We start from the raw sequence: 13,981 nt of genomic DNA on the forward strand, positions 1-13,981 counted from the left end.
AGTCAATTTGGGATTAAGTGGATCGGAGGGCCTGAACAATATTCCTTCGGGCTGCCTGAACGGCCGGGAGCACGCCTCCCGCAAACCCCATCATAAGGGTAAAAAGGAAAGAAGCCAAAAAAATTGAGGGTGACAGGGAGAAAGAAAAAGCGATTTCAGAAAAGGTGGCAAAATTTGTTGTCGATACGGTGAGGGTTTGAAGGAAAGAAGCAAAAAAGAGCCCGGCTCCGCCTCCCACCAGGGAAAGAAAAAGAGATTCCATTAAAAATGCGGTGAGAATATGTCGTCGTCGAAAACCCAGCGCGCGCAAAGTTCCGATTTCAACGGTCCGGTTTGAGACTGAAGCATACATGGTAATCATCGCGCCGATGGTTGCGCCGAGACTGAAGATAACCGTTACGAAAATCCCGAGAATTCGGATAAACATCGCCAGAACTTTTGACTGCTTGGTGTAATATTCCTTCTCCCGTTCTGCCGTAACGGTCAGTCTGGGGTCGGCTTCGAGCCGGGTCTTGAGCGATGAAAAATCGTTTGGATTTTTGAGCTGGAGCGTGACAGAGGAGAAAATCGTCCGTTTGAAAGCCTGCATCAACTGTTCCGCATCGATCCAAATTTCCGATTCAAAGGCCGCCCCGCCGGATTCAAACAGACCGACAACGGTCCAGTCTCTCATGGCAACATGAATGCTTTCTCCGAGACCAATCCCTTGAAATCGTTTGGCTACAGAAGTCCCGACGATGATTTCCGATGAGCCTGGTTGCCAGAACCTCCCTTTTATCAATTTAACCTGGGACCGGAGGGGAATGGATTCCGGCAAAACTCCCCTCAGCTCAACGTTAGAAGGCCTGTTGGTGGCCCTTTTTGGGAGATTAATCAAAACGAGAACCTCTCCGGTCACCAAAGCCTTGCCGTCGGGCCCGGTCGAGATTTCGGGCTGGCTTTTCAGAATATTGACCTGATCGCGGGTAATCATACTCTGGACCTCGGAGTCCGAGCCTTTCCGGAGAATAATGGCATTCTGATCGGATCCCGTCGAAACCAGGGTCTTTTCCAGGCCGTTAGCCAGCATTAAAACCGCCGAAAAAACGAACACCACCAGGGCCATGCCGCCCGCTGTTAAAAGGGTGGTCATCCGGCGGATCCAGAGGTTTCTAAAACTATAACTCAAGGGGATCATATTTCCTTATCCGATCCTCCGTAGTCCGTCAGCAATTTTCAAGGTAATAGCCCGCCAAATCGGAAAGATGGCGGCGCCAAAGGCGACGCCGACTGCCGTCAACAGGCAGGCCAAATAGGTTGCCGTTTCAACCCTCAGAAGCGGAAAGAAATTTTCAAGTTTTTTCGCAAACACCGCAACGGCTGGCGCAGTCACGGCGATTCCCAATCCTCCTCCGAGGAGGGCGATTAAAAGGGATTCCCCTGCAATGAGGGTCATAAGGTGGCGTGGCCTGAACCCCATGGCCTTTAAAACGGAAAATTCCTTTAATCGTTCACGAACGGTCATCGCCATGGTATTACTTAAGACCACTAAAATGACCCCGATGATTAAAAAAGAGACAATTTTCAAGGCAATGAGAATCGATTCAGTCATGGAGACAAATCCCATCTGAAACGCTTTTTCCGATTCGGTCAAAGTCGCGGCAAGGGAATTCTTAAAACGCTGGTCAATGGCCTGGCTGACCGGTCCCGCCAATTCAGGGTTGGAAACCCGAAGGACATACCAGCCGACATGACCGGCCATGGGAGAATCGTTCTGCCGTTCCCGTTCTTCAACATATTGCCAGTGAAAGAAAAATTGCGTCTCATCCGTGGTCGGTTCGGCGCCCTTGTAGATTCCTCTGATGACAAAATCCCAGTCGCTTGGAAAAAAGGTCCCCCGCAAACGGACGGTATCGCCGATTTTCCATCCGTAACGGGTTGCCAGTTTAACCCCTACGATTGCCGCGTTCCGTTCACGCAAAAAGGCCTGCATCTGTTCGGGCGGGACTTTGAATTCCGGATAGAGATCAAAATAGGTTGGGGCGTCTATCGCAAATTGGGGAAAGAAGTTTTTTTCGTCAATGTAGACGCCGCCAAACCAGTCGCCGTAAGAAACACCGGTGACGCCTGGAATCCCCTGAAGAACACCTTTATAGGCAAGGGGAAGCGGAAACGCAAGGGAAATGGCGTTCCGGGTTATCAGTCGGTTCTGGGAAGAGGCCTCGACGCCTCCATACCAGCCTGAAATGACGGTTCGGAGAAAACTAAAGCCGAGAATAGCGATGGCAATTCCGGCGATGGTTAAAAACGCCCTGAGCTTTTGCCGGAAGGTGTTCTTTAAAATAAGTCTAAATAACGCCATCTAAAACCCTCTTTAACGCCCATTCGGCATTAAACAAGCTCTCCCTTGTCCAACCGTCGGATCTGATGCGCATGTTCCGCCGCACGGGGATCGTGTGTCACCATCAGGATGGTTTTTGAAAATTCTTTATTTAACCGGGAGAGGAGATTGAGAATTTCCTCGGCTGAAACCTTGTCCAGGTCCCCCGTAGGTTCGTCGGCAACTAAAAGGGTGGGATCGGTCACAACGGCCCGCGCAATCGCCACCCTCTGTTCCTGTCCTCCGGAAAGCTGTTTGGGCGTATGATGCATCCGGTCAGCCAGCCCGACAATTTGTAAAACAGCTTCGGCATGCTCCCTCCGCTCTTTTTTGGATAAAGGGGTCAGAAAAAGCGGCAATTCGACGTTTTCCAGGGCCGTTAAAACGGGGATCAGGTTATAGAATTGGAAAACAAATCCGATGTGTCTGGCTCGCCATCGGGCCAGGTCAGATTCTCCAAGCCGATTAATTTCGGTACCGGCCACCCGAATGTATCCTTTCGTCGGGTAATCAATTCCCGCGATCAGGTTGAGCAAAGTCGTTTTCCCCGAACCTGAAGGACCCATGAGGGCCAAAAACTCCCCTTTTGGAACCGTAAAAGAAATATCTTGAAGGACAGGAATCTCAATGCTATTCCGGTGGTAACTCTTAAAAACATTTTGAATCTCAATAAGAGGCGTTTCGTTGTTCATTGTTTTTCTATTCCTTTGATTGGATCATGATTTTTGAGCCGGACGACAATTTTCCGGAAGGATTAACCACCACGAGATCCCCGGGTTGAAGCCCCCTGGTTATTTCAACCCGTCCTCCTACCGGAGAGCCCGTCTCAACCGGTGTTTCAATGACTTTTTTATTTCGGATTAAAAAGACCACTTTTCGGTCATTTTTCGTGACCAGGGCCGCCGGTTCGACCGCAATGACCTGCCTGTCGGATCCGCTGCTTTTAACAGGGGTCAAAAACGAAACTTTCGCGCTCATTTCCGGAAGAATCTTGTCGTCTTGATTTAAAATTGCGATTTTTGTTAAAACGGTTGCTTTGGCTCTATCCGCGGTCGGAACGATTGTCTTGACTTTTCCTTTATACTGGAGCGAGGGATAGGCGTCCAGGACAATTTCACAAAGCTGTCCGGGGAAGACCTTTTCAATGTTGGATTCTGAGACATCCGCATCGACCTCAAGTGAAGAGAGGTCGGCTATCGTCAGGACGGCGGATTTCGCCGAAACCGAAGAAGCAAAAGGCGCCACCACCTCACCGACCTCAGCATTTTTTGCCAGGACCGTTCCATCAAAAGGGGCGCGGATAAAAGTATTTTCAACGTCGATTTCACCGGAACGAATAACGGCCTCCGCCATTCGAATTCCAGCTTCTGCGGAATTAAGGGATGCCTGAGCCCGAAGGTATCGGGCCTCAAAACCATCGAATTCCGATTTTGAAATGAGCCCCCCCTGAAGGAGGCTTTTTCCCCTTTGGAACGAAAGAGAAGCATCATTTATTTCCGCTTCTGCCTGTTTACGAGCGGATTGAGCCACCCCTAAACTGGCACGTGCTTTGGAAAGTTCGGCCATGACGTCCGCATTTTCCAGTTGGGCCAGGACTTCTCCCTTCTTAACCCGATCGCCTTCTTTAACTTTTAAAGAGATTAAACGGCCTGTTCCTTTGGAGGCGATGGCCGCTTTTCGTATGGCAATGACATATCCGCTGGCGTTTAAGACCGAAGAGGCCTGGAACGAAGCCATTGAAACGACCGTAGCGACTTGAACTTGTTGAACCGGCTCCTTGAAAAGAAAAAAAGCGCCAATCACCAGCAAAATGAGAAGGACGATTCCCGAGAGAATCGCTGATTTTTTCCGGCTTTTGGGTTGGGAAAAAATTTCGGAGCCAGGGTTATCCCGGTTAATTTTTAAACGGTTGAGGTCGTGTTGTTCTGCGGTAATTTCAACCCCTCTTGCGGCGCAATCCAGGTTTAGATCATTTTTTGGGTTTGTAAAGCCGATCTTCAGGAGCTGAAGACCAAATTAAGAAATGTGCAAGGGCATTGACAATAGAAACAATCAATGCGCCCATGAAAGCCGACCAATAGTCGGCGATAGCCATTCCTTTAACCACGTTTCCGATGAAGTAAAAAATAAAACCGTTTATGAAAAAAGTAAAAAGTCCCAGGGTTAAAATATTCAAAGGAAGCGTCAGGAAAATAATAACAGGGCGAATAAAAACATTGATGATGCCTAAAACTCCGGCGGCGACCAGTGCCGTGGACAGGTTTTCAATATAAATGCCGCGGACCAGATAACCCGCAAAAAGAATGCCGACGGATATGATGAGCCATCTTACAAATAACCTCAAAAAACCCCCTTAAACCGCGGACCCAAAAATCAACCTTGACTCGCTGTTGATTTCTCCTCATAATAATTTTTGCTGAATTAACCTTCTTTTTGTAAAGGTATACTCTATGCTATTGGGCGCTCACATGTCAATCAGCGGAGGCCTTCATCTGGCCATTGAACGGGGACAGCAGGTGCAATGCGAAGCTCTGCAGATTTTCAGCAAAAACTCCAATCAATGGAAATCCAGGCCGCTCCACGAAAAAGAAATCAGCCAATTTAAAGAATATCGCGAACAATGGGGGCGCTTTACCATTCTTGTCCATGATTCTTATTTAATTAATTTGGGAAGCCCTAAAGAACCCGACCGGAAGAAATCAATGGATGCGTTTTTGGATGAAATGGAGCGTTGCGAAATGCTCGATCTCCCCTATCTGGTCTTTCACCCCGGTGCCCATCTGGGAGTGGGCGAAGAAGAAGGGTGCCGTCTGGTTGCCGACAGTTTAAACCAGGTTTTTGAAAAGTCCTCCGGATTTCGCGTCAAAGTATTGATGGAAACGACCGCAGGCCAGGGAACCAATGTCGGGTACAAGTTTGAGCATCTGCGTCACATTATCGATCAGCTGAAATCCCCGGCCCGGGTTGGGGTATGTGTCGACACCTGTCATATTTTTGCCGCCGGCTATGACATTCGGACGCGGGAGGGATATGACCGGACCTTTGAGACCTTTGACCGCGTCGTTGGGACCGGTTTAATTCAAGCTTTTCATCTGAATGATTCGAAGAAAGAGTTTCTTTCACGGGTTGACCGGCATGAACATATCGGTAAAGGCTTTATTGGATTAGAGGCTTTTCGATTTTTAATGAACGACCGCCGGTTTGAATCCACTCCCATGGTTTTGGAAACTCCCAAAGAGGAGGCCTTAAAACAAGATGCGGAAAACCTGGCTGTATTGCGGCAATTGATCCAGGTTTTGAAAACGACAGGGCCGTAATAAAATAGAGCGAGGAACAGGCTTTGCCTGTGCGAGAGAGGGGTTCGGGGGCATCTGCCGAAAAAGAGTTATCGGTACTGCGGAAACGTGCCGAGAGCAAGCTTTATGGCACAGGCCCCTGAGTATAATAGATGAGTAAAAAGCTGACATGGGCCCTTGCCGGATTGCTTTCAATCGGACTGCTGACCTGGAGTTATTTTAAATGGGTCTATTCACCGATCATTTTTAAAATTTCTGCTCCGTTTGATAAACCCATTCCGCATCAAGTCGTTCCGGCCGGTATTTCCGGGATAAAAGCGAGCGATTGCGGGACCTGCCATACTGAAATCTATCAGGAGTGGCAGGCGTCTATCCATGGAAATGCCTGGAAAGATCCCTTCTTTCAGGCGTACTGGAAAAAAGACAAACAGATCTGGATTTGCCTGAATTGCCATACCCCGGTGGAAAACCAACAGGAATTTCTGATCCGCGGATTCCAAAACGAAGATATTGAAAAACCGGTTAAAGTTAAAAATTCCAACTTTGATCCTGCTTTTCAGGAGGAGGGAATTTCATGCGCCGCCTGCCATGTGCGGAACGGCGTGGTTTATGGTCCCTTTAAAGACATGCAGGCGCCTCATCCAACGGAGGTTGATCCTAAATTCCGGACCGCCCAGATCTGCCTTAATTGTCATCATGTCCCGAAAGAAAAATTTATGTTTTACCGGGGGAATCCGTGTAATACGCAGGTCGAATGGGAGGACGGTCCATATGCTAAAAAAGGAATGATCTGTCAGGACTGTCACATGCCAAAAATCGAAAGGCCTTTAGTGACCGGGGGGCCTGTGAGAGAGGTCCGTCGGCATTTATGGTGGGGCGGCCACCAGCCAGCAATGCTTCACCGGGCGCTTCAGGTTGACCTTAAGGCGTCTCAGGCCGAATACCGGCCGGGGGAGACAGCCCTTTACATTTTAACTTTAAATAATGGCGGGGCAGGACATAAGCTCCCAACCGGTGATCCTGACCGCTATTTTACAATAGAATTTAACGTTATGAATTCAGCAGGAAAAGTTATCCAGCACACATCAAAAACCATCGGCCGCTGGCTGATCTGGAAGCCGGTTATTTTTGAATATTATGACAACCGCTTAAACCCGCTCGAAAAAAGAGATTTCTTTTTTTCTTATCCTGTCCCTTCCGGAGGGGAAAAATTAAACCTTGAAGCTAAAGTGACCTATCACATTATGGCCCCAAAAGCGCATCAAAGGCTGGTCAAAAAATATGGCCTTTCACCCGCTGATCCCACTCCGATTGAAACCGTGCTTTTCGATGAATCCTTTTCGCTTGAAAAAGGGGCGCAGGCGGGGGTGGTTCAGGCAGGAAAAATTCACCCCGCATGCAGTTCATGACAGATTAACGATTATTTTATCGGTTGGAATTCATGTCTTTGTTGAAACTGAGGTCTTTGAGGACTGATTCTTCGCCCTGGATTATTTTTGAAAACTTAAACTGATCCTGAATGATCTGGGCGATCTCGCTTTCAAATTTCTTATCCCCTAAACCGCTTGAAAGAATTTCGCATTTCGCCACATGCCCGTCCGCGGCAATAATGATATTAACCTTCATCTTCCCTTTGAAATCTGGCCGGGTTTGAATGATTTTGTCATAAGTGGCTTTTAGGCGGCCTATGTAAGCATTAAAAGCCCGTTCAACGTCTTCAGGGGTTCTGGTGCTGCCGACCGGTCCGTTTCCGCCGCTTCCGTTTCCACCGCCCCCCCCGGAAAGGAGCTTGGTCTGATGTTCTCCGAGAGTGGCCTTTTTCCCTGTTTCCCCGCCCGGAATCCCTTTTAGAATTTGATCGATTCCTTGAAAATCGTTTGCGGAGATGCCGTCTGGATTTTCCTTCTTAACGAGAGCGGGGGCGCCTTTATTTGTAGTGATGACATTGGCCCCTTTGTTTCGAAGCACCTCTTCCGTTGTGTTTCCAAATACCGAGGCAAATTTATTTCTTGCGATCTCCTTGTTTTTTTCTAATTCCCTCGCCTGCTGGAGAGCCAACTGCGCCTGCCTCTTCCTTTCGATTTCTTCAGGCGATTCGGGAGGGGGCTGAGGTTTTTCTTTTGGTTGGATCATCGGCGGGGAGGATGGTTTTTTAGTTTTTTTAGGAACAATCGGGACAGGGAGAATCTTTTTAATTTCCGGCCGAACGGGAAGTGGTACGGGTTTTGCGGGAGGCGGAGGAATGGCCATGATGATTTTCCGGGGAGTGGAATATTTGGGTGAGGCAGGGCGGAGATTTTCAATGGGAATTTCGTAAATAATAAAAACCAGTAGGGCGTAGAATAAAAAGGACCCGATCAGAAAAAGGTGAAACTCCCGCTCCCCCGCAGAGTAAGAGACGCTTTGGCGGGAATTCAACCTCCCCCTCCTTTTTGGAATACAGCCAGGGAAATGTCGCTGAGGCCGTTTTGGGCACAGGTATAAATAACCTTTTTCAGCAGGTAATAAGGCGTTTTTTTATCTCCCAAAATCGTCACTTTTTTTTCTTTGGGAGGATTGGGGATTTTTTGAAGGAAGGAACTCAAGGCCTCGTTAAACTTTGGAATATCAGCAGTTTCTGGCGACAGAAAAGTCGAATCTTCAATCTTTGAATTTTCAAGAAAAAGGGCCTTTTCGGTTACTGTGACAACGATGGTCATTTCGGAGATCGTGCTGGCAGTCGAAACGGGGAGGTTGACCGGAACCGGTGCGGTTAAGTTACCTTCCGTCGCGTAGCTTTTTAATAAAAAGACGAGGAGGACGGTAAACACATCCACCATCGCCGTCAGATTTAAACGGGGGGGTTCCAGATGGCGCCGGGTTTTATTTCGTATCATGACAAAACCTCATGCCGTTAATTCTCGGCGGGGAGATCGTCTCCCAGGGAAATATTAGAAAATTGAGCTTCGCGGCATTGGTCCATGGCCTGGATGATGACTTCATACGGGATCCGGGACGAGCTTGATAAAGTAATATTTTCTTCTTTTGGATTTCGTTCTTTTAACTCCCGCAAAGCGGACGCCAGGACGTCGTAATCGTATCGGTTGGTTTGATTTGGAATAACCCTTTCCCAGGAAAGGCCCTGGCTTAACGTAAAACTGTTGGTTTTAATTATCAGGCGAATCGGTTCCTTCGGGGGAATTTCCGGCACCTTATTGGCGGGAGCCGCAAGAGAGGGCGAAGGAATCATCAAATTTAAAATGGAAGTTTGCGAAAAAGTCGCGGACAGGAGGAGAAACGGAATTAGAATCAGCATCAAATTCCAGAGGGCCACGATATGAATGGCCTCATCGGTTTGCATTCTTCTTTTTTTTCTTTTTTCACGGTCAATCATTTTAAGCCAGATTTCCTTTATTTCGCAAGCCGCTCGCTTAGCAGGTGGAGAAGTTTTAATGAATATTCATCAATTTCATCCTCCAGGGTAGCGCTTTTGGACTGCATTAAGGAGTAGGAGAGCATTAAAATAATGGCAATAAGCAAGCCAAAGGCCGTGTTATTTAAGGCGAGAGAAATTCCACTGGCTAAAAGCGCTGCTTTTTGATTCGGGTCTGCAATTGAAACCGCCGTAAAGGATTGAATGAGCCCGGTGACGGTTCCCAAAAGCCCAAGCAAAGTCGAGACATTGGAAAGGGCATATAAATAATGAATCCTTTTCTCAAGCGCCGGCTGAACCTCCAGGAGCATTTCTTCGATCGCGCCTTGAATCTCTTTTTCAGATGAGGATTCCATCCTTTTTTGAAGGCCGGAAGCTAAAATGCGGGAAAGGAATGTCCCTTTTTTTTCGCAAATTTCCAATGCTTCTTTTATCCGGTCCTTTTCCACCAGGGCTTTTACGGAAAGCCAGAGGGCCTTCCCACTCCCCCGGTTTCGGTAAAAAAGAGACAAGAGCCTTTCCAATATAATGGCGGTTCCGATTGCCATAACCCCTAAAATGGCATACATAAATATGCCGCCAGCTTTAAAACTTCCGATCAGGAAGGTTAAAATTTCCATAAGGACTCCTAGTTTTGTTTCATTTTTTGAGTTTCGTCTTCCAGGGGAGCCACGGGCCGGAAAATTTCTTTAATAAAACTCCGATGAAGGGGAGCCGCGTTTTCGTTTAAGCCTTCAGGACTTTTCCACGGAAGCTTGGTGGAAAGCTGAGGGTTTTCAAGCGTTCCCAATATTTCTGATTCCCTCAGGGTGGTTTTTCTTTCTTCGGTCTTGTCCCCTGAAGGTTGGGCCAAGTCCCTTTGAAATGCTTCAGCTATTCGGACTATTTCTTCCGCCTTTACGTCTCGAGGTAAAAATACAGCCCCGTTAAAAAAGAGGAGGCTTAAAGCGGTCAATATGAGTGTTTTTTTCATCCGCTATCCTTTTCCTTCGGCCTGCAGGCGGGAAAGCCGATCCGCGCTTTTTTTGATCCAATCATTATCACCTTGAAATTTAAGGGTAACATTTTTTTGATAGACTTCAACCGCTTTACGATAGAGAGGGTCAATTTGATTTCTTAAAAGTTGCTCATAGATTTCATTTTGTTCCGCGTTCAGATCCTTTGGTCTTTCAGAGTGAATTAAATCGTCGGCAAATTGTTCAAAAAGATTTCCAATATGGTAAATGGCTTCAGAAGAAATTTCCAGTTGTCGGGATTGAGCGGCTGTCGAGAATGCTTCCATCGCCTCTTTTAATTTTTCCTTTTTTAACGGAAGACTTTTCTGAAGAGGATCGGCTAACAAAATAGAACCAAATTGGATCGCCAGCATCTCTCCTTTTAACAGAGCCGATTTCATAACCCATTCTTCCTCTTCGGGGTCGTGGTCGTTTTTTTTGTTAAATGCGGTCAGGTTATTCTCAATTGCTGAAAACGCGTCTTTTTCTTTCTTCAAATTCATGGCGGCAGCCGCATAAAAATAAAGCCATTTGAAATTGTCGATCGATTTTGTTTTATTATCCCTTTCCAGCGTTTGATAAAGATCTGCCCAGTCGCTTGCTCTGAAATAAAGCGTGTAGAGTTTGTCTGCCAAACGGTTTTTTTGATCAGGGAGCCGGGCATTTTTGATCAGAAATTCATATTCCTGGGCGGCTTCCTTCCATTTATTTTCCCTTTCAAAAAGGTTTGCAAGGGCGGTCTTTGCTTCTGTAACAAAGGAAGATTGAGGATATTGGTCCCTGACAGCCAGAAAGGCTTTCTCAGCTGAAGGATAGTCCTTCACTTCAAGAAAAGCGCTTCCTGAATTCATCAAGGAAGCCAGCGCGATTTCACCGTCAGGGAACTCTTCATAGATGTGATAAAACGCTGCTGCCGCTTCCGCCCATTTCAGGCTGTTTTTTAAGATTTCCGCTTTTTTAAATTGAATGGAGGCGAGAAAAGTTTTCAATGTTTTGGCCCCGGGTCCTTCCGGATCATGATAATCTGCCCGGCTGGTCCAACGCATGGCTTCTTTAAATTCCATTTCGGCTTTATCATAATTTCTTTCCTCAAAATAACTTTTCCCTGTCAAATAATGGGCCTGAACCTGGGAATTCACCCCTGCCTTTTCGAGCGGGGCGGTGAGGACTTGCTGAGCAAAGACTCTTCCTTCCAACGGACGACCGCTTTGGAAGGAGAGCGTCATTGCTTTAACCAGCACGTTAAATTTTTTATCGGATCCGGGAAAGGCCTTTAAAAAGGATTGGCAGGATTTCAGGAAGTTTAGATTGAGTGTGTCATTCTTTTCGTGTTCCCTGGACAGGATTTTTTCATGGGAAATCAAGGCGGCAAGAGCGGCCTCCTCGCTATAGGTATGAAGCGGATATTGATAGGCAGCGGTTTCATATTCAACCGCGGCCTGTTCGAATTGGCCCGTTTCAAAAAACGCCTCGCCTAAAAAATATTCAATGCGAGGCGCTTCTCTTTCGCCCGGGAATTCCCGCAGAAAGGCCTGGTAACTCCTTATCGCCAAAAGGTAGTCGTCTTTTTTTTTGTTTTGCTGAGCTTCGGCATGGTAGGCTTGTGCCTGTTGAAAAAGAAGGTCCTTTCTGAGCAATTTTATCTTCGCATGAGCCGAAGCGTTGTTTCCGTTCCACCAGGCGCCTTCCGGCTTGTAATTCTCGATAAAGGCCATTCCCGCGCGTTTGACGTAGTCCCATTTTTCGGCTTTTCGATAGGTTTCAATCAAATCCATTTGAAAATTGGGCGCTTCCTCATGAGTGGGATAAAGGGATAGGAAGGTTTCAAACGCCAGGGCGGCTTCCTGAAACTTTCCCCGGTTTAAATATAGATGGCCCAGGGGACGATAGATGAGGTTTTCATAGGAGACATGCCCATGAAAATCAAAATAATTTCGGGTCTTGGAAACGCCTCCCCAGAAATCAAAGGAAAGGACCGCCAGGTGCAGAAGCTCCTTCACCTGGTCCCAGGTCGGTTCTGAAAGCGATTCAATATCAAGGAGGGTGGTTCCGTCCGTTTTTTTAGAGGTATAACGATTTAAGGTATTAACGGCCTGATTGATGGTTTTTTGATAGTTTCCCATTTTAAAGTAAGCCCAGGTCATTTTATAGGAGATTTTTTCCGTTAAAGGCCGGCCGGGGTTGGCCTCCAGAGCTTTGAAGTAAGCTTCCGAGGCTTCCGGATATTTCCCTTCGTCAAAATAAATTTCTCCGATTCTAAACGACGTTTCAGGGTAAAATCCGCTTTTTGAAAAACGGGTTGCCAGCTCATGGAGAGTGGCAAGGGCTTTCTCTTTTTGGTTTTCCTCGTAATACCCATGCGCCAGCTGATAAAGGACCTTGTCCATTCCTGGAGTCAGTGGATATTGGGAACGGATTCTTTCATAAATTCCGATCGAAAAACGATGAGCATCCCGCTGAAAGAGCAAGCCTGGATTCTGACGGATTTGTTCTTCTTCCATGATCATGAATAAATGACCCAGCTGCTGAAGCGCTGCAGCCTGCTGTTGGCTCTGAGCATCCAGTTGGCCAAGAAAAATCTCGAATTCCTTCGTTAGATCATCCTGTGAAACTCGAGAGGTTTGCGCGGTTGCTTTCTCTTCCATGACTTTAGAGACCACCCTCTGAATTTTTTCATTTTCGACCTTTCGGGTGTAGGGTTGATCAGCGCAACCGAATTCTAAAGAACAGAGGGTTAAAATGAGTGAACAGTAAATGACCTTCATGGAGATTCGCTTGTCTTGCCCGGCTCGGATTTTTCAAGAACCATATTCCTGGCCATTGCGATAGAAGTTTGAACCGAAAGATTTTCCAAAACTTTTTTTTGCTGGTGCAGTTGCTCCTGGATGTATTTTTGGAAAAGAAGATGAATCTTATTTCTGATTTGCAAAAGGTTTTGGCGGTTTTCAGGCGAAATTCGTTTAAAGTCAGGGTCCTTCTGTTTTAGCCGGCCTTCCATTTTCAGAAAGAGAGATGCCCATTGCATCATCGGGAATCCCTGGACATCTCTTTTCATATCAAGAAGGCTGTGCGCCCATTTCGTATCAGGTTGATTGAAAATGAATTCAAAATTAAACGGAATTGAGGAAGCCTGGGAGTTTATGAGGTCTTTCTGATCTTGAATCTTTCGGGTATAAACGTGAAGCGCTTTTTGATAACTTTCTGCGGCATTTTTAAAAGCGAGAAGTTTAGAATAACAAAATCCGATTCTAAACAAGCTTTCGGACGCGTACTCTCCGTTTGGAAATTCCGCGGTCAAATCTTCAAATAGAGCAATCGCTTTCACATATTCTTCCATTTCCATAAAACTCCAGGCGATTCCGAATCGAGCCTTTTCTTTAAAATCGGTTTCATCTTCAATTAAAATAAATTCCTCCATGGCTTCTTTAGGGCGTTTTTGTTCTAAAAAGATATATCCCAGGGTCGCGTGAATTTCTTTTTTTAAAAGTTCCGGAGTCTTTTTGGAATCCACGAGGTTTTCTAACGTTTGGATGGCGGAATAACCATCGCCGTTTCGGAAAAAGCTTAAACTGGTCTCATATTTCAGATAAGCCGGATCGGAGAGCATGGTCTGAAAAGGGGGTTCGTTTACGGCGGTTCTGTATCTTTCAATTTGAGCCCGGAATTCAGAAAAAATTTTGGAGGACGGGCCTGTTTCGTCCTGTTCTTCCTGAGCCTGAAGGGATGGGACGATCACTAAAAGGGAAAAGAGTAAAAAAAGAGGGAAAGCCTTCAATCGGTTAAATGGTCTCTGTTGTGGTTTAAAAGGGACAACGAATGATTTCAGCGTAGCGTAAAACATCAAAAAAATCAATGAATAACGTGTTTGCAAAAGCTGTTTTGTTTGGCATTGTATGTGTTTTATGGGTTTGCTATGATG

At 46.6% G+C, this 13,981-nt stretch carries 14 protein-coding genes; 2 read left to right on the plus strand and 12 right to left on the minus strand.

The genetic code is table 11. The annotated features are described in order from the left end of the window. Window positions 1-13: 13 nt before the first annotated feature. From HYR79_01390 to HYR79_01410, 5 genes are all read right to left on the minus strand, one after another. Window positions 14-1,177 carry an ABC transporter permease gene (locus HYR79_01390; protein ID MBI1820340.1) on the minus strand — a complete coding sequence of 388 codons (1,164 nt, stop codon included), beginning with the start codon at window positions 1,175-1,177 and terminating at the stop codon, window positions 14-16. 6 nt (window positions 1,178-1,183) lie between these two features. Beyond that, on the minus strand, window positions 1,184-2,341 hold the full coding sequence (locus tag HYR79_01395; GenBank protein ID MBI1820341.1) for an ABC transporter permease: 1,158 nt from the start codon (window positions 2,339-2,341) through the stop codon (window positions 1,184-1,186). A 29-nt stretch (window positions 2,342-2,370) separates the two neighbouring features. Further along, window positions 2,371-3,051 carry an ABC transporter ATP-binding protein gene (locus HYR79_01400; protein MBI1820342.1) on the minus strand — a complete coding sequence of 227 codons (681 nt, stop codon included), beginning with the start codon at window positions 3,049-3,051 and terminating at the stop codon, window positions 2,371-2,373. A gap of 7 nt (window positions 3,052-3,058) precedes the next feature. After that, window positions 3,059-4,168, minus strand: coding sequence for an efflux RND transporter periplasmic adaptor subunit (locus HYR79_01405; protein ID MBI1820343.1), 1,110 nt, complete (start codon window positions 4,166-4,168; stop codon window positions 3,059-3,061). 160 nt (window positions 4,169-4,328) lie between these two features. Continuing rightward, window positions 4,329-4,703 carry a phage holin family protein gene (locus HYR79_01410; protein MBI1820344.1) on the minus strand — a complete coding sequence of 125 codons (375 nt, stop codon included), beginning with the start codon at window positions 4,701-4,703 and terminating at the stop codon, window positions 4,329-4,331. A 106-nt stretch (window positions 4,704-4,809) separates the two neighbouring features. Here HYR79_01410 and nfo point away from each other — a divergent pair, with 106 nt between their 5' ends. Continuing rightward, a complete protein-coding gene (gene nfo / locus HYR79_01415; GenBank protein MBI1820345.1) occupies window positions 4,810-5,676 on the plus strand; it encodes a deoxyribonuclease IV in 867 nt (288 codons plus the stop codon). 131 nt (window positions 5,677-5,807) lie between these two features. Next, window positions 5,808-7,064, plus strand: coding sequence for a hypothetical protein (locus HYR79_01420; GenBank protein MBI1820346.1), 1,257 nt, complete (start codon window positions 5,808-5,810; stop codon window positions 7,062-7,064). Window positions 7,065-7,080: 16 nt separating this feature from the next. On the opposite strand, the gene HYR79_01425 is transcribed toward HYR79_01420, so the two are convergent. The 7 genes from HYR79_01425 to HYR79_01455 are packed head-to-tail and all read right to left on the minus strand — an operon-like array spanning window position 7,081 to window position 13,837. Further along, a complete protein-coding gene (locus tag HYR79_01425) occupies window positions 7,081-8,073 on the minus strand; it encodes an AgmX/PglI C-terminal domain-containing protein (GenBank protein ID MBI1820347.1) in 993 nt (330 codons plus the stop codon). Continuing rightward, entirely contained in the window at window positions 8,070-8,531 is a 462-nt protein-coding gene (locus tag HYR79_01430; GenBank protein MBI1820348.1) for a biopolymer transporter ExbD, read from the minus strand. Before HYR79_01430 ends, HYR79_01425 begins: the two co-directional genes overlap by 4 nt. Before the next feature lie 17 nt (window positions 8,532-8,548). Then, entirely contained in the window at window positions 8,549-9,028 is a 480-nt protein-coding gene (locus HYR79_01435; protein MBI1820349.1) for a biopolymer transporter ExbD, read from the minus strand. Window positions 9,029-9,045: 17 nt separating this feature from the next. Next, window positions 9,046-9,687, minus strand: coding sequence for a MotA/TolQ/ExbB proton channel family protein (locus HYR79_01440; protein ID MBI1820350.1), 642 nt, complete (start codon window positions 9,685-9,687; stop codon window positions 9,046-9,048). 8 nt (window positions 9,688-9,695) lie between these two features. After that, on the minus strand, window positions 9,696-10,040 hold the full coding sequence (locus HYR79_01445; GenBank protein MBI1820351.1) for a hypothetical protein: 345 nt from the start codon (window positions 10,038-10,040) through the stop codon (window positions 9,696-9,698). 3 nt (window positions 10,041-10,043) lie between these two features. Then, the gene (locus tag HYR79_01450; protein MBI1820352.1) at window positions 10,044-12,827 is read right to left on the minus strand and encodes a tetratricopeptide repeat protein; all 2,784 of its coding nucleotides are present in this window, start codon (window positions 12,825-12,827) and stop codon (window positions 10,044-10,046) included. Beyond that, complete coding sequence (locus tag HYR79_01455) at window positions 12,824-13,837, minus strand: tetratricopeptide repeat protein (protein MBI1820353.1); 1,014 nt, start codon at window positions 13,835-13,837, stop codon at window positions 12,824-12,826. Before HYR79_01455 ends, HYR79_01450 begins: the two co-directional genes overlap by 4 nt. Window positions 13,838-13,981 lie beyond the last annotated feature (144 nt).

The organism is Nitrospirota bacterium (genome assembly GCA_016178585.1).
GTDB lineage: Bacteria > Nitrospirota > Nitrospiria > JACQBW01 > JACQBW01 > JACOTA01.